Origin of the sequence: Nonomuraea sp. NPDC049684, from assembly GCF_044465345.1 — a bacterium.
Lineage (GTDB): Bacteria > Actinomycetota > Actinomycetes > Streptosporangiales > Streptosporangiaceae > Nonomuraea.
Genome location: NZ_JBITLO010000029.1, coordinates 30,108 through 45,927, shown reverse-complemented (window position 1 = coordinate 45,927; position 15,820 = coordinate 30,108). Strand labels below are relative to the sequence as shown.

Here is a 15,820-nt window from a genome sequence, read left to right as displayed (position 1 = left end):
AGTCGGTTCCCTTGTCGACGAACTTGGTGTTTTCTAGGCTCCCCAACGTGGAAGTGAAGGGGCTGTGCAGCTCGATAAACAGTAGCGCCTTGTCTCGAATGCTTGGGGATCTGGTAACAATGCAGCGAGAGGAGTCTTTTGGCGAGTCGGTGCCGCTTGCGTAGAAAGTGTCCAGGCCAATGGTGCGAGATATGGCCCCACTGGAAATAAAACCGCACTCTAAGGGTGGCGTTGTAACACTGCCTAGTGGCCGCCTGTCAGTAGGGGGAGATGGCGACGACGAACATGCTGCCGCAGTGACAAGAGCGGCTGACAGTATTGCCGCTGAACGCCGTGCTCTCATTCCTCCGCCTCTGGATAGTCGTCGCTAGGTCGTTGGAACCCCTCCCAGACAGAACTGTCAGTCTTGCGCCAGAGGCCTGACGCTGGTGAAAGTCTTAGCCATTCATCGTAGGCGAACGCCTGTTCGGAGGTCATCTCGCTTCGCGGTATTATCTGGCCATTGGCGATGAAGTCTCCTGCAGAATTCTTCTTATAGTTATCAAAGGCGTGAGGATGAATGGCACCTGGAGTTTTTTCATCGCCGAACAGGCCATGTCGCATCATCGCATCGACGGTGAGATCTTTGAATAGGTTCTGGCTCTCGACGAGCGTATCTACTGCCTTGCTTCGGGCCGCCTTCCCTTCAGCGAACTTGACGCTGTCGCTGGCATATGCTTCCGCGAATTCATACCCCGAGACGACCCAGTCCCCGGCGGGCGTGAGCGCTAGCTTGAGCGTTCTGGTGAACGCATCTTTGAGTGCGTTGTTGGCCTCATCTCTGCGGTCGGCTTCCTTGATGTTCGCAAGGTTTCCGGCGTCGACTATGAGATGCAGCGACTTGCTCAGGCCATAAACTCTGGCATTGAAGAGGTCTCCCATTTTTCCTGTCATACCATCAGACAGCAACTTCTGACGGTATGCGCGCTGTTCGGCGTCCGTAGCGTTTGGATGACTACTGCGCCATGCGCTGAATGCCAAACTGATTTCTCTTCCGATGTTGACTCCTTGGTAATCGAAGACCTTCACGCTGTACTCTCCGTGTGCCTCGGCGGCCGCCTTGAGCGCTTGGGGATCTTTGAAGGCCCATGTCATCACGTTCTTGACCGCGTCCTGATTGAACAGAGCTCCATAGGGCTGAATTCCGGGAAGGCTCGGGTCTGGGTCCGGTAACTCTGTTACACCCATCGACTCCTTGTTGCTACTACCAGAGATGCGATGAACGTCGCCCATGTAGGCCGAGAAAACACGGCCTGCGCTCATGCGTGTGTCAGGGAGGTTGGCCTGAGCTCGAGGGTCTGACCAGAAGTGGACAGCCCAGGACGCGATCAAGGCTGACTTGTACCCTCGTGAACTGCCGGGAGGTTGGCCGTGGTCGCGGAACCTCGTGGTGGCCGCCTCAATGGCCCGGCCGAGGTCGCCGCTGCTGTGGCCCCAGCGGTTGTCCCGCATCAAGAAGGACAGGGGCTTACGGGCGGGATCGGTGAAGAAATCCTGCGCAACTCTGGCGTTGTTAGCCAAAGCCGCTGCCAGGCCGGCACCGAACCGGATGATGTCCTCCTGTTGGGATGGTGGCTTCTTGGCGTTGTCGAAGACCTTGTTGGCGATCTCGCGCAGGAACGCGTCGTCGAATGTGCCGTACCGTAGGAGTTCATCAACCACGGTATCGCTCAGCAGATCGTCGGTCGACAACAGCTCGTCGACGTAGCTCTTGGGTAGCTTCATCTCGCCGACTCCACGCGAGGCCGTTCCCAAGGTGACGCTCAAAGCGCGTGCCACACCGTCCATGACGGGGGAGGACAACGACGCTTTCCCCCAGGGCTTTTCCGCAGAGCTGCGGTGCTTCAGGTAGAGGTTCGTCAGGAGCACCTTCAACTCCTTGGGAGGCATCTCCTTGAAGAAGGCGACCGCGAAGTAGGGATCGTGCTGGTGCTTCTCCAGCAAATCCAATGTTTCCTTGGTGAGGCCGCCCCTAGCGCTGAGAGCGTCTTTCATGGCCTTGCGAAGCTGGTCGGCTACGGACTTGGCGGCTGCGGCGCCGCTTGCCGGCGAGTTAGAAGCCCACAGCGTTTCATCCGCCCAGACAACACCCTTGTCGAGCGCGATCTTCTGAGTGGCGATGATCAGGTCCAGGCGGCGCTGAAGGTCGGGAATCTGCTGGGCGATCTGAGATGCGACGTCTGCCAGTGTGCCCGGCCCAGTCATGCTGGCGCCGATCGAGCCCAAGGCTCTACCGATCTGCGCATCCGCCTCCGGCCATGACTGTTTCAGGCGCTTGATCTCGCCGATCAGCTGAGTCATCAGCGCCGGGTCGATGCCGATCCGGTTCGCAGATGGGCTCATCAGCCAACCCTTCCCGGCAGATTGAACGGCGGGGTCCAGCCTTGGCCCAATGCGGTCGTCGGCTCGGCAGGGTCGGGATGTGCGGACTCGACCAGTGCCAAGGCTCGGTTGAAGGCGCCTCTATAGGCTGCCTCCCACGCCTGGCAGTCCTTGAGCAGCTTGTCGGCGGCCTTGCCCTTCATCGCGCCGTCTTCGAGCAGCCTGACGAGTTTGCGCACGTCGTTAGCGTGCTGGTCGCGTAACTGCTCGATCGTCCGCCGGGCGGCGGCGATCTGTTCCTGGGACGCCATCATCCTGGATCCTTCGGATCTTGAGGACGACTATCTGTGGGATCAATGTGACGATAAAGGGCGGTCGTAGTGCCGTCGAGCCGAATGACTCATACGGCATAATCTCAACGTTTATCTCGGCTGATGCGTATCACGCATAATGGCAATCGCCTCGGCTACGTCCGCCACCACGTGATCGGCCCGATGCTCGTGCCCCGACCACGTACCTCGATCGACCCAGATCCCGCGCAAACCCGCAGCGTGAGCACCTGCGATGTCCGCGATGAGGTTGTCACCCACCATCCAACCGCCATCGATGAGGCTGGCTCCGCACCGCTCGGCGGCGATCTGGAACAGGCGAGTATCCGGCTTCCGGACGCCCTCAACCCCCGACACGGCGTAGCCGTCAACCGCGTCGGCCAGCCCGGTTCGGTGGAGCTTGCCGAGCTGGTTGTCCGCCATGCCGTTCGTGACGATTCCTACTCGCCACCCCGCGCCCCGTAGGTCAGCCAACCCCGCCAGGACGCCGGGGTAGCACTCCACGAGGTACGGCATCCGCTGACGGTAGCCGGTCCACAGCGCTTCGACCGGGTCCGGCAGCGCGAAGTGCTCGCGCACCTTGGTGAAGAAGACGTCTCGGTGAGGGTGTACGCCTTGATCCAGGGACGTGAGCCAGGAGATGTCTTCCGGCTTCAAGTGATGGTGCTCAGCGAACTCCTCGGCCCACCGCAGGAACGCGCTGCTGAGGTCAATGAGCGTCCTGTCGAGGTCGAAGAGGGCAAGGCGCTGCACGATGACACCCTAGGCGTGAACATCCCACGACAACAGCCCATCTTGTGGCCGCTGAGTACCTCGGCCAGTGCCCTCCGATTCATCACGTCGCATCAACTGGCCTGGCGCCCGCGAAATGCGGAGAGGTGATGCCGGCTGCTCCGCTCAAGGCTTTCGTCGGCTTATCCGGGAGTGGATCCAGGCAAGATCCCGCTAATCTTTGACACATCGGTGATGCGGCCCGACGGGCTTCCGCCCCAGTTGCGGACACGCCCCCATACCGCACGAGTCTTTCGTGCTGCCTGGGGGTACATCCGTGGCCGTTTTCCGGCACTCGGCGGAAAGCCTTGTCCAGTTGGTGTCTGAGTCGGTGCCCGAACGCGTCCTCAGCGAAGTGATCGCCGAGAACATGCGCGCCACCCAGGGCATCAATCCAGGCAAGAGCGAGCGTAGGTCCTGGGACCGGAGCATCCCGATCTTGGCCCGCGATCTGATGGAAGCCGGGCTCGGTGGCGTCGAGATGCTGATTGAGTACCAGCTGCCGTTAACCAGCAAGCGGGCGGACGTCATTCTCGCCGGACGCGACCGGCGCACAGGAGCCGACTCCTACCTGATCGTCGAGCTCAAGCAGTGGAGCCAGGCCGAGCTGTACGAAGACGACGCTGAAATGGTGCTGGTGTCTGGCATGGGGCCGCGACCCAAGCTTCACCCGGTCGTGCAAGTGCGGGGCTACTGCGAATATCTGGCCGACTTCGTCGGAGCCCTGGACCAGCACCACAACGCCGTGCGTGGAGTGGCCTACCTGCACAACGCCAGCGACCCGGACATCCACGATCTCTACGACCACGTCGAGGACGAACGCACCCGGCTCTTCAGCAAGACACGCCGCGGTCAGTTCGTCGACTACCTCCAGGCGCAGTTCGCGCCTGAGCCTGGGGCTGCTGCGGCCGACCGCCTGCTGTCCAGTTCCATCCGGCCGTCCAAGCAACTGCTCAAGGTCGCTGCCGGCGAGATCAAGAATCGGGATCAGTTCGTCCTGCTGGCCGAGCAGCGGTTGGCCTACGAGATGGTCCTGCACGCGGTGGAGAAGGCTCGAGCGAGCAATTCGAAGCAAGTGGTGATCATCACCGGAGGGCCGGGTTCCGGCAAGAGCGTCATCGCGCTGTCCCTGCTCGGTGAGCTCTCCGGCCGTGGGTACTCGGCTCTGCACGCCACCGGTTCACGGTCCTTCACCGAGACGATGAGGCGCGTCGTCGCCAAGGGGTCGACTCGGCTGAAGGGGATGTTCAAGTACTTCAACAACTTCATGACCGCCAACCCCAATGACGTGGATGTCCTGATCTGCGACGAGGCCCACCGCATTCGCGAGACCTCGGCCAACAGGTTCACCAGATCAGACCAGCGAACAGGCCGGCCGCAGCTGGATGAGCTGATCAACGCAGCGAGAGTGCCGGTCTTCCTGCTGGATGAGCATCAGGTGGTACGGCCCGGCGAGATGGGGCGCGTCGCCGACATCACCAGCTACGCCGAATCGCTCGGCCTCGCCGTGCACCAGGTCGATCTGGACGCACAATTCCGCTGCGGTGGGAGCCGCAAGTACGAGGAGTGGGTGCTGCGCCTGCTGGGCTTGGACGGCGACTCGCCAGAGGTGTGGAAGGGGGACGACCACTTCGCTGTCTCCCTGACTGAGTCTCTGTACGAGTTGGAGGCCACGCTGCGAGCCAGGCTTCAAGCGGGCTACTCGGCGCGGATGACAGCCGGGTTCTGCTGGCCCTGGAGCGCGCCGAATGGGGATGACAGCCTGGTCGCCGACGTGCGGATCGGTGACTGGGCGCGGCCATGGAACGTCAAGGGTGACAGGGCCGTGGGGAACGCGCCGGCCAGCGCCTTGTGGGCCTCGGCGGCTGGTGGCTTCGAGCAGGTGGGGTGCGTCTACACGGCGCAGGGCTTCGAGTACGACTGGAACGGCGTGATCTTCGGTCCGGACCTCGTCTACCGCGACGGCAGGTTGGTCACTGTTCGCAGCGCCAGCAAGGATCCAGCGCTCATGCGGAAGGGAGTCAGCGACGAACAGGCGGACCGGTTGATCCGCAACACCTACAAGGTGCTGCTGACCCGCGGCATGATGGGCACCGCCGTGTACTCGGTCGATCCGGCGACGCAAGAATTCCTCTCGGGACTTCTGGAATCGCAGGTATGAGCGATCGGGCAGAGTTAGAACCTCTCTCTGTCAGACTCTCGTGAGATCTGGGAACGAAGCAGTCTTCTGTGAATCAGGCAGGGCGACATGTTCACCTGAGCCAACGGTGGATCACAGCGAGGGCGCTGTGATCCCTTCGATGTGTCACCCGACATGGTATGAAGATGCCGCTGTTGATCCATCTGGGGGAAGCGAGCCGATGTGAGCGAGGCACTTGCTGGTTTAGTAGGGGTTCTGGTGGGCTCCATCATCACGGCGATCGTAACGATCTACGGGGAGCGTCAGAAGGGTAAGCGCGAGGCAGCCCAAAACGATCGACAGTACGAGCGCGAGCGTCGGTCAGTACGCGATGCGCTCCAGCGAGACAGCATTCTCGCCCTCCAAGCCGCTGTGGCCGATCTGATCACGGCGGCATATGCCGAACTTGACCGACTCATCGCCATCGCAAAAGAGGCAGGTGAGTGGCCGGCCCGGCAATGGGAGACACCTACAGCAGTCGGATGGTCGCCTGCCCTGCTGCTACTGAAGTCATCCCGAGCTCGGGTCTTTAACGAAGACATCCGCTCGCTGGCCACCGAGCTAGAGAAGGTGGCAGGGGACTCGATATGGGCTAAGAGCCTGGACGAGGCGCAGCAGCACAGCAAGCGCCTCGAACCATTGCTTGACCGCTTCAACGATGAAGTCGCACGGGCGCTTCCTTCGCACTATTAGCGTCTTGCGGCCCGTGCACGTCCTGGCGAAAGATCGCGTCTTACCGTAGCTCGTCTACCGGATCCTGCTCGTAAAGCTCATCCTCTACGCGCGGGGCAGCCGGGGGCACAGCTTGGATTGGGCACGGGTCAGCCTTGAGTGAGCCCGCACGCACCTCCAAGATCATCCCCCGTATGCCCCCGGAGCGCTGTCCTACGGCTGCATTCGGGTGCGCTCGGCGACCTACCACGGGTGGGGTGAGCAAAGGCCTGCGCACGAGAAGCCGCAGGTCAGAGGCTGAAATGCCTGGTGGAGAAGAGTGCCCCCGGCAGGATTCGAACCTGCGGCACCCGCTTTAGGAGAGCGGTGCTCTATCCCCTGAGCTACGGAGGCGGACTCTCGTAAGCCTAGCGAAAGTTGGGCAGTGCGTGGGCCGCTGGGCCGGGGTCAGTTTGGTGAGGTTGGTTATGGGTGCTCTGAGCTGCGGTAAAGGCATGGCAAGCGGTCGGATTCCGGTGCTTCGTGCGTGGCTAGGTTCTGCCTGTGACCATGAGGCGATCCACGCAAGCTCGTAGGCGGCCCGTTGTGTTGTTCGGGGCGTTGCTGGCGCCGGCGATTCTTGCCGGTGGGCTGTTGGCGGGGGAGATGCGGGGGTTCGAGGGAGTTGGTGCGCCGGTGGGGATGGAGGAGCGGAGGGCGGTGCGGGTGGCGTTCGAGCCTGTGTGGATGCCCGCGCCTGCGCATCCTGATCGGCGGTACGAAGGGGTGATTCCGGCGCCTGTGCGGAAGGTCCCCAAGGTGTCTGAGGCGTTGGAGGTGCGGTCGTCGGTGCCCGCGCCAGAGCCCGGGCCGGATCCTGTGGTTGAGGAAGATCCGTACGAGCCTGAGGCTTCGCGGTCCTCGCCTGGGTGTGCGGGGGAGTGGGAGGACACCTGGCTGTGGGACATGTGCCGGGAACGGGAGCAGGAGGCGGCACAGAATGCCCGGTATGGCTGGTTGTCTGGCTTGTGAAGTCGGTGAGGGGCGTGGGCTGAGGAGGGTGTGGTCACGGGGTGCGGCGGTGCCCAGGCCGCCGACGGCCGGCTAGGCCAATGACCTGTCTGACTACCGTGTCGCTGTGTCTCGGAGCGGTTGGGCGGCGGGAGGTGCTTGGGGATCCTGATGTCCGTTGCGGGTGGGGCTTCCGATCAGGGGCACTGCGCTGCCGGGGCAGGGGCTTCGGCTTCGGTGGCACTTGGAGGCAGACCTGCGTGCGATCGCGCGGCTGGTGTGAAGGCTCTGAAACAGAGGGTTGGGTTGAGGTCCTGAGTGACCCGGCGACGATGCGCTTCGTGTGGAGGGCTGTAGGTCGGGTGGCGCAGCTCTTGGGATGGACCTTCCGCGACAGGCTCGGAGGTGGGGGGACGCTGTCGGCGGTGATCTCAGGAGGAACTGGCCGCAAGGGAGTAGAGCACTGTTCCGGAGGAGACCGAGCCGCCGAAGATCAGACGACGGAGGTTCCGTAGAGGGGGCTTCGCGGGCCTCGTAAGCGGTCGCGGGTTCTCGTGACAAGAGGGACGCCGAAGGCTTCGGAGAGGTGAGCAAGGGTGCTGTAGCGGACATCGGACACGAACCGCCGCAAGGAAGCTCAGAGTGGCGTCATGCGTGGAGCTATGCCATGCCAGGGCGCCTGCAGGTCAGGGTGTGCGCGGGGCGGCGATGTATGAGGGGCGCAGCGTGTATGTCAGGCAAGGGTGCAGTTGGCCCGTTTGGCCAGTGTGCGCTCTCGCAGCCGTCTCCGGGCTGTGCGGTGACAGCGCGTTGCGGGCCGCCGGAACCCTGGCAGAAGAGGCCAGGACGGGGGCGAGACGGAGGTAGGGATGCGATGCCGCTGGTGGGGAGGGGGAGCCGTACATAGTGCGCTTTTTGTCTCATAGCAGCTCTTCGGAGTTCGGTCCGGACACTCGGGGGGCTGTAGTAACGTGCGTGCCTGACCCGGGTAACGAGTGTGCAAACGGAGGAGTCGAACGTGCCATCCCCTCGATCAGCGGGTCTGATCGCGGTCGTCATGGCGATGGCTTCTCTCTTCGTGCCATCAGCGGTTCAGGCGCAGGCGCGGACCCAGGTGGAGCGGCGGGATCCGAGCAATCTGGCGGAGCTGCGCAAGGAGGCCGAGAAGTCGGCCAAGGAGCTTGAGGACGCGACCAAGGCGCTGGAGAAGCGGCGTGCCACGATCGCGGCGTCCGAGAAGGAGCTCAAGACCAAGCTGAACGGGCTGCAGGATCTGGAGCGCAGGCTCGCGGTGATCCGGCAGCCGGTCTCGCAGCTCGCGGAGCTGCTCTACGAGCAGCCCGTCGGGGCGGACGGCGTGGTGCCGTTCCTGTCGGGGGACGCCGGGATCGGCACCCTGCGGGCGCTCTCGGACTCGACCGAGATGGTCCGGGTGCGGCAGCAGGCCGTGGAGCAGACCAGCACCCTGTACAAGGAGGCGGAACGGCTGGCCGCCGAGGCTCAGGAGCTGAGGGCGGGCAACCTGCTGGCCGAGGCCCAGATGGCGGCCGAGATCGACACGCTCAGGCAGCGTTCGGACAAGATCGTGAAGTCGCTCACCGCGGCGCTGGTGAAGCTGGGCATCAAGATCGACAAGGTCGGACGGGCGGCGCTGGGCTGCAACCCCCTCCAGGCCGCCACGGCCAACAGCTACCCCAACGGGCTCATCCCCAAGAGCATGCTCTGTCCGCTGCAGCAGAAGGGGTTCAGTCTGCGGGCGGACGCCACCATCGCCTTCGTCAGCCTCAACGAGGCCTACCGGAGGCGGTTCGGCAAGGCGATCTGCGTGACGGACGCCTACCGGAGCCTGGCCGAGCAGCAGTCCGTCTACTACCGGCGGCCGGGGTTCGCGGCAGTGCCGGGGCGGAGCAACCACGGTCTCGGGCTGGCTGTGGACCTGTGCGGCGGCGTGGAGCGGTTCCGGTCCACGGAGTTCGTGTGGATGGAGAAGAACTCCAAGAGGTACGGGTGGTTCCATCCTGCCTGGGCCTACAGCAGCCCGTTCGAGCCGTGGCACTGGGAGTACGACCCGAAGATCGACTCGCAGCTCTAGGCGGGCACGACCTCGGCGCTGCAGAAGGCGCAGCGGGAGGCGGCCTTCGGGATCTCCGACAGGCATTCGGGGCAGTCGCGGGTCTTGGCCTCGACCTGGGCCGCCGCACGCTCCTTGAAATGCGTGTACGGCTTGACGACCAGGAAGTAGATCACCGCCGCGATCATCAGGAACGAGATCACCGCGTTGACGAACTTGCCGTACATGAAGTTGGACGCGCCGACGGTGATCTTCAGCGAGGAGAAGTCGGGCAGGCCGCCGAAGGCCGAGATCAGTGGGGTCAGCAGGTCGGCGACGAACGACTGCACGATCGAGTTGAAGGCCGCCCCGATGACCACCGCGACGGCCAGGTCGAGGACGTTGCCCTGCATGAGGAACTTCTTGAATCCGTTCATGGGCAAGAATCGTAGTCGAACGATTACTCTCAGTTAACTCTTGAAGGTGATGGAGAGGCGGCCCGCTGTCTGGGCCCCCGCCAGCTGGGCCGCCTGCTGCGGGGTGGCCGCCAGCACCACCAGCGCGCCGCCGGTACGGGAGTCGTCGGCCGGACGCGGGATGGTGATCACGCGCACGTCGTCGGCGATGAGCTGGGCCGGCTGACCGCTCTCCCCGGCGGCCAGGACGCCGACGGTCGAGCCGGGGGAGATGAGGGCGACGGCGTCGGGATCGGCGATGCGCACGGGGGCGGCCACCGTGCCCGGCGGCAGCGGCACGGGATGGAGCAGCCGCGCGTCGGTCAGTGGCTCGCCCCGGCGCATGGGCCCGGCGAGGTAGCGGCCCGCCGCGTACGACCGGACGGCCCCGTCGGGCGGATGGGCGAGCGGCGCCGGACGGAGGTCGCCCGGACGCAGGAGGCCGGGGGCGAGGTCGCGCACGGCGACCAGGACCTCGGGGCCCGCGGCGGGACGGAGGGCGACATAGGCCGACAGGACGCCCACCGCGGCCAGGGCCGCCGCGATCAGACGCCGCCGCCGGGCCCACGGCCGCAGCCAGGCCGGCTGCCTGCTCACGGCAGCTCGAAGGGCAGCTTGATGCCGTCGAGGGCCGAGCCGCAGGAACACGTGCGGTCGGTGGGCAGGGCCTGGACGGTCTCGGCGATCAGCGTGCGCATGCGGGTGACGTTGCGGGCGAAGAACTCCAGCACCTCGTCGTGGGTCACGCCCTGACCGGCCTCGACCCCGGCGTCGTGGTCGGTCACCAGGGAGAGCGAGGTGTAGCACAGGGCCAGCTCGCGGGCCAGCACGGACTCGGGGTAGCCGGTCATGCCCACGATCGACCACCCGTTGGCGGCGAACCATTGAGATTCGGCCCGGCTGGAGAAGCGGGGGCCCTCGATGACCACCAGCGTGCCGCCGTCGACGACGTCGCCCCAGCCGGTGGAGCGGGCCGTGGCCACGGCCGCGGCTCTGCCGGACGGGCAGTAGGGGTCGGCGAAGGAGACGTGGACGGCCCCCGAGGCGTCGTAGTACGTCTGCGGCCGGCCCGAGGTGCGGTCGACGATCTGGTCGGGCACGACGATGGCGCCGGGGCCGTACTCGGCCTTGAGCGAACCGACGGCGCTGGGGGCGAGCACCTGGGTCACGCCGAGCGAGCGCAGCGCCCACAGGTTGGCGCGGTAGGGGATGCGGTGGGGAGGGAAGCGGTGATCCCGGCCGTGCCGGGGGATGAACGCGACCGAACGCGAGCCGATGCGGCCGACGGTGACGACGTCGCTGGGCGGCCCGTAGGGGGTGGAGAGCTCGATCTCCTCCGCGTCGTCGAGGAGGGAGTAGAAGCCCGAGCCGCCGAGGACGCCGATGTCTGCGCGAGTGACCATGGCGCCGAGAGTAGCCGGACGGCCGGGGGCCCCGAGAACGCCGAACGCCGTTCTGTGGACAACCGCACGGGCGCCGGTCGCACCGCTCGAACGCGGAGCGTACGCACACCAGTACGAAGAGTAGGATCGCCGCATGCGGCAAAAAGGGCTGGGCCTCATCATTCTCGCGCTGATGCTCGGGATGCTGCTGGCCTCGCTCGACCAGACCATAGTCTCCACGGCCCTGCCGACGATCGTGAGCGACCTGGGCGGGCTGGAGCAGCTCTCCTGGGTCGTGACGGGCTACATGCTCGCCTCGACCGTCTCCACGCCGTTGTGGGGCAAACTGGGCGACCAGTACGGCCGCAAGAAGCTCTTCATCGCCGCGATCATCATCTTCCTCATCGGATCGGCCCTGTGCGGGCTGAGCCGGAACATGGGGGAGCTGATCGGGTTCCGGTCGATCCAGGGGCTGGGCGGCGGCGGGCTCATGGTGCTCGCGCAGGCGATCGTGGGCGACGTGGTCTCGGCCCGCGAACGAGGGCGCTACCAGGGCTTCTTCGGCGCCGTCTTCGCCGTCAGCAGCATCGTGGGGCCGCTGCTCGGCGGGTTGTTCGTCGACCATCTGTCCTGGCACTGGGTGTTCTACGTCAACCTCCCCCTGGGCGCGATCGCCCTGGCCGTGATCGCGGCGGCGCTGCCCGGCGACGACACGCGCACCAGTCATCGCATCGACTACGCCGGGGTGGTGCTGCTCGGCGGCGCGACCTCGTGCCTGGTGCTCATCACGACGTGGGGCGGCGCCGTCCATCCCTGGGCGAGCCCGGTCATCGCCGGCCTGGCGCTGGGGGCGGCGGCGCTGGTCGCGGCGTGGGTGGCCGTCGAGCGACGGGCCCCCGAGCCGGTGCTGCCCCTAGGGCTGTTCCGGGTGCGGGCGTTCGCGATGTCGTCCGCGGTGGGGTTCGTGGTGGGGTTCGCGATGTTCGGGGCGCTCACGTACCTGCCGCTGTTCCTGCAGGTCGTGCACGGGGTGAGTCCCACCTTGTCCGGGGTGTACCTGCTGCCGATGATGGCCGGGATGCTCACGATGTCGATCGTCAGCGGGCTGGTGATCTCCAAGACCGGCAGATACCGCTTCCTGCCCATCGCGGGCACGGCCGTGGCGACGGCAGGGCTGTTCCTGCTGTCCGGGCTGAGCGAGCGCAGCAGCCTGCTGACGATGGGCGGCTACCTGCTGGTGCTCGGCGTCGGGCTCGGGATGACCATGCAGGTGCTGGTGATCGTCGTGCAGAACGCCGTCGACTTCAAGGACCTCGGCGTCGCCACGTCGGGGGCGACGTTCTTCCGGTCGATCGGCGGGTCCTTCGGGGTTGCCACGCTGGGGGCGGTCTTCACCGGCACGCTCAACGGCGACCTGCGGGAGGTGCTGGCCAGGGCCCGGTTGCCGGCGGGGTTCGACCCGTCCAGGATCCAGCGCGACCCGACCGTCATCCAGCGGCTGCCTCCCGCGCTGGCCGGTCAGTTCCTCCACGTGTACGCCGACGCCATCGCCACCGTCTTCCGGGTGGCCGCGCTGGTGATGTTCGGCGCGTTCGCGCTGAGCTGGTTCATCCCGCAGACGCGGCTCAGGGAGACCACCAAGGCGGCGGACCTGGGCGAGGGGCTGGGCGCCACGTCGGCCGAGCGGTCGTCGCTGGAGGAGGTCGAACGGGGGCTCATGCGGCTCGCCGACGCCGACCTGCGCAGGGGCTACTACGAAAGGCTCGGGGCGCTGGCCGGGCTGAGCGGCCTCGCGCCGCAAGGGGTGTGGGTGCTCGCCAGGCTCAACGGCAAGGGCTGGGTCGGTGCGGACGAGCTGGCCGAGTGCGCCAAGGTGAGCAGGGCACACGGACGGCCCCACGTCGACCGGCTGGTGGACGAGGGGCTGGTGGAGCGTTCTGACGACGGCGAGCGGCTGCGGCTCACGCCGAAGGGGGACCGGGCGGCCCTGGGGCTCGTGCGCTGCTCACGCGAAGGGTTGAGCAGGCTCGTGGCCGACTGGGGGCCCGATCCACAGCTGAGGCGGCTCGTCGATCGCATCGCGCCGGAACTGCTCGGCGCGTACGCCGACCGGCCTCGATGAGGCCCCCGCCCGTGCGGGCGGGGTGACGCGCCTAGTTGGAAGCCGCGGCGGGCGCCGGCGCCGGGGTGGACGACGACGAGGACGACGCGGACGACGACTCGCTCGACTTGCTCTCGGCCGGCTTCGACGGGGTGGTCGAAGAGGCGGAGGACGTCGAGGACGAGCGGTTGTCGGTGCGGTAGAAGCCCGAACCCTTGAACACGATGCCGACGGCGGAGAACACCTTCCGCAGGTTGCCCTGACAGTTGGGGCACACCGTCAGCGCATCGTCGGTGAACTTCTGCACGACTTCGAGCTGCTCGCCGCAGTCGTTGCAGGCGTACTGGTAGGTCGGCACGCGCTCCTCCTTATACGTTCTGGCACTCGAGCGATGCGACTGCTAATGCTAACCGATTGGGCCAAACACCTATTCCAACCCCCGCTCCCCGTACCAACCGGCCAGCTTGCCGCTGCGGCTCACCGCGCGCAGGCGGCGTTCGACCTGGTCACGGCAGGCGGCCGTGGTGACCACCAGGAGCTGGTCGTCGGCCCGGACGCGGGTGCTGTTGTCCGGCACGAACGATTTGCCGTCGCGGACCACGAGCGTGACGGCCGCTCCGGCGGGCAGGCGCAGCTCGAAGACCTCCACGCCGTGCAGACGCGACCCGACGGGCACCTTGACCTGGAGCAGGTCCGCCTTGAGCTCCTCCAGCGGCGCGGACTCCACCTCCAATTCGTGCGCCTCGCCCGGCGCGCTCACCCCGAGCAGCCGGGCCGCGTACGGCAGTGTGGGCCCCTGCAGCAGCGTGAACACGATCACGATCACGAAGACCTGGTTGAAGATCTCCTTCGAGCCCTGCACGCCGGACGCCCACGGGATGGTCGCCAGCACGATGGGGATCGCGCCGCGCAGCCCGGCCCACGACAGGAACGCCTGGTCGCGCCAGCTCACCCGATCCAGCCGCAACACCCGGGCCACGGTCGAGCTGACCAGCACCGACAGCGGGCGGGCCACCATCACCAGCACGGACCCGGCGATCACGCCCGGCACGATGGCCGACGGCAGCTCGTCGGGCGTGGCCAGCAGGCCGAGCATGACGAACAGCCCGATCTGCGCCAGCCATGCCGCGCCTTCGGCGAACCCCCTGGTCGCGGCGCGGTGCGGCAGGCGTGAATTGCCCAGGATGAGGGCCGTGAGGTAGACGGCCAGGAAGCCGGAGCCGTGCAGCAGCACCGCGCCGCCGTAGGAGACGAAGGTGAGGGCGAGCACGGCGATCGGGTAGAGGCCGGAGGCGGGCAGGGCGACGCGGCGCAGCGCGTACGCGCCCGCCGGTCCGACCGCGAGGCCCACGGCCGCGCCGATGACCAGCTCGATGGCCGTCTCCAGCAGGAACGTTCCCACGGACGCCGGCCGCCGGGACGCCCCGCTGAGCAGCACGACGGCGATGACCGTGGGTGCGTCGTTGAACCCGGACTCCGCCTCCAGGACCCCCGCCAACCGGGTCGGAAGCGGCAATCTGCGCAGCACCGAGAAGACGGCGGCCGCGTCCGTCGAGGCCAGCACGGCGCCGAGGACGAGCGCCGCGGTCGGATCCATGCCGAGCAGCCCCTGGACGGCCAGCGCCACGACCACGATGCTCACCGTCACGCCGACGGTGGCCAGGATCAGGGCGAGGGGCACCGATTTGCGGACGTGCGACCAGGTCGTGGTCAGACCGCCCTCGGCCAGGATCACCGCCAGCGCGATCAGGCCGATCTGCTGGACGGCCTGCGGGCTCTCCAGCTTGGCGCCGAACCCCGAGGCCCCCAGAACCAGACCGAGGGCCAGGAAGAGGAGAAGACTGGGCAGACCGCTGCGATGTGTGATGCGTACGGACGCGATGGCCGCGATGACAATTCCGGCGCCGATCAGGAGCCAGACATCAAGCGTCATCCAGCCCCCTCTCGTCCCTTCGGTCACATAAGCCTAGTGAGTCCGCGCGGCGTCATCGCAAAACGGACCCGGTGGTCGTGCGGCTCGGCGGGCACGTCGTCGATCAGCTCGCCGTCGTGCAGCAGGGCCACCGTGGGGACGTTGGGCCCCACCCTGGCCAGCGCGCGGTCGTACGAACCGCCGCCGCGTCCGAGCCGCACCCCCGTGCGGCGGTCGACCGCGAGGGCGGGCACGATCACCAGCGCGGCCGTGCGGACGGCGTCGACGCCCCGGCGCGTGTCGACCGGTTCCATGATGCCGAAGCGGCCAGGGGCGAGCGTGTCCGGGCCGTCGTAGACCGCCCAATCCAGGTCATTGTCCTCTTTCAGCACCGGAAGGATCACCGTCGCGCCGTGTTTCCACAGAGCGAACACGAGACCGTGCGTCTCCGGCTCCGACCCCGCCGACCAGTAGCAGGCCACCAGACCGGCCATCTGGACCCACGGCTGCTCGAGCAGCGTCTCGCGGACCTTGGTGGCGTTTGCCCGCAGTTGTTCGGGGGACAGAGCGGTACGCGCCGCGAGCAGTCGGCGACGCAGGTTCAGCTTGTCCACAGGT

At 66.4% G+C, this 15,820-nt stretch carries 13 protein-coding genes and 1 tRNA gene; 4 read left to right on the top strand and 10 right to left on the bottom strand.

Annotation, left to right across the window (positions count from 1 at the left end):
- Positions 1-339: 339 nt before the first annotated feature.
- The 3 genes from ACIBST_RS48380 to ACIBST_RS48370 all read right to left on the bottom strand — a co-directional run bounded on the left by ACIBST_RS48380 (position 340) and on the right by ACIBST_RS48370 (position 3,443).
- Positions 340-2,382 carry a hypothetical protein gene (locus ACIBST_RS48380; RefSeq protein WP_397180201.1) on the bottom strand — a complete coding sequence of 681 codons (2,043 nt, stop codon included), beginning with the start codon at positions 2,380-2,382 and terminating at the stop codon, positions 340-342.
- Positions 2,382-2,675, bottom strand: a complete 294-nt coding sequence (locus ACIBST_RS48375) for a hypothetical protein (protein ID WP_397180200.1) — start codon at positions 2,673-2,675, stop codon at positions 2,382-2,384. The genes ACIBST_RS48380 and ACIBST_RS48375 overlap by 1 nt, the downstream gene beginning before the upstream one ends.
- A 108-nt stretch (positions 2,676-2,783) precedes the next feature.
- Positions 2,784-3,443 carry an HAD family hydrolase gene (locus tag ACIBST_RS48370; RefSeq protein WP_397180199.1) on the bottom strand — a complete coding sequence of 220 codons (660 nt, stop codon included), beginning with the start codon at positions 3,441-3,443 and terminating at the stop codon, positions 2,784-2,786.
- Positions 3,444-3,738: 295 nt separating this feature from the next.
- On the opposite strand from ACIBST_RS48370, the gene ACIBST_RS48365 reads away from it, so the two are divergent.
- Both ACIBST_RS48365 and ACIBST_RS48360 read left to right on the top strand, forming a co-directional pair.
- On the top strand, positions 3,739-5,622 hold the full coding sequence (locus tag ACIBST_RS48365; RefSeq protein ID WP_397180198.1) for a DNA/RNA helicase domain-containing protein: 1,884 nt from the start codon (positions 3,739-3,741) through the stop codon (positions 5,620-5,622).
- Between the two features lie 201 nt (positions 5,623-5,823).
- Complete coding sequence (locus tag ACIBST_RS48360) at positions 5,824-6,333, top strand: hypothetical protein (protein ID WP_397180197.1); 510 nt, start codon at positions 5,824-5,826, stop codon at positions 6,331-6,333.
- A 299-nt stretch (positions 6,334-6,632) separates the two neighbouring features.
- On the opposite strand, the gene ACIBST_RS48355 is transcribed toward ACIBST_RS48360, so the two are convergent.
- Positions 6,633-6,705, bottom strand: a tRNA-Arg gene (locus tag ACIBST_RS48355).
- A gap of 1,675 nt (positions 6,706-8,380) precedes the next feature.
- Between ACIBST_RS48355 and ACIBST_RS48350 the strand changes: the two genes are divergently transcribed.
- Positions 8,381-9,394, top strand: a complete 1,014-nt coding sequence (locus ACIBST_RS48350; protein WP_397180196.1) for a D-alanyl-D-alanine carboxypeptidase family protein — start codon at positions 8,381-8,383, stop codon at positions 9,392-9,394.
- Here ACIBST_RS48350 and mscL read toward each other — a convergent pair.
- Genes mscL through ACIBST_RS48335 form a run of 3 tightly spaced genes read right to left on the bottom strand, consistent with a single transcriptional unit; the run spans position 9,391 to position 11,210 of the window.
- Entirely contained in the window at positions 9,391-9,789 is a 399-nt protein-coding gene (mscL, locus tag ACIBST_RS48345) for a large conductance mechanosensitive channel protein MscL (RefSeq protein WP_397180195.1), read from the bottom strand. The genes ACIBST_RS48350 and mscL overlap by 4 nt on opposite strands.
- 33 nt (positions 9,790-9,822) lie before the next feature.
- Positions 9,823-10,404: an RcpC/CpaB family pilus assembly protein gene (locus ACIBST_RS48340; RefSeq protein WP_397180194.1), complete on the bottom strand. Its 582-nt coding sequence runs from the start codon at positions 10,402-10,404 to the stop codon at positions 9,823-9,825.
- A complete protein-coding gene (locus tag ACIBST_RS48335; protein WP_397180193.1) occupies positions 10,401-11,210 on the bottom strand; it encodes an S-methyl-5'-thioadenosine phosphorylase in 810 nt (269 codons plus the stop codon). Before ACIBST_RS48335 ends, ACIBST_RS48340 begins: the two co-directional genes overlap by 4 nt.
- 133 nt (positions 11,211-11,343) lie before the next feature.
- Between ACIBST_RS48335 and ACIBST_RS48330 the strand changes: the two genes are divergently transcribed.
- Positions 11,344-13,311, top strand: a complete 1,968-nt coding sequence (locus ACIBST_RS48330) for an MFS transporter (protein WP_397180192.1) — start codon at positions 11,344-11,346, stop codon at positions 13,309-13,311.
- Positions 13,312-13,342: 31 nt separating this feature from the next.
- On the opposite strand, the gene ACIBST_RS48325 is transcribed toward ACIBST_RS48330, so the two are convergent.
- From ACIBST_RS48325 to ACIBST_RS48315, 3 genes are all read right to left on the bottom strand, one after another.
- Positions 13,343-13,648, bottom strand: a complete 306-nt coding sequence (locus tag ACIBST_RS48325) for an FmdB family zinc ribbon protein (protein WP_352366385.1) — start codon at positions 13,646-13,648, stop codon at positions 13,343-13,345.
- 69 nt (positions 13,649-13,717) lie between these two features.
- Complete coding sequence (locus tag ACIBST_RS48320) at positions 13,718-15,223, bottom strand: potassium/proton antiporter (protein WP_397180191.1); 1,506 nt, start codon at positions 15,221-15,223, stop codon at positions 13,718-13,720.
- 23 nt (positions 15,224-15,246) lie between these two features.
- Positions 15,247-15,816: a 5-formyltetrahydrofolate cyclo-ligase gene (locus ACIBST_RS48315; RefSeq protein ID WP_352366381.1), complete on the bottom strand. Its 570-nt coding sequence runs from the start codon at positions 15,814-15,816 to the stop codon at positions 15,247-15,249.
- Between the last annotated feature and the right edge of the window lie 4 nt (positions 15,817-15,820).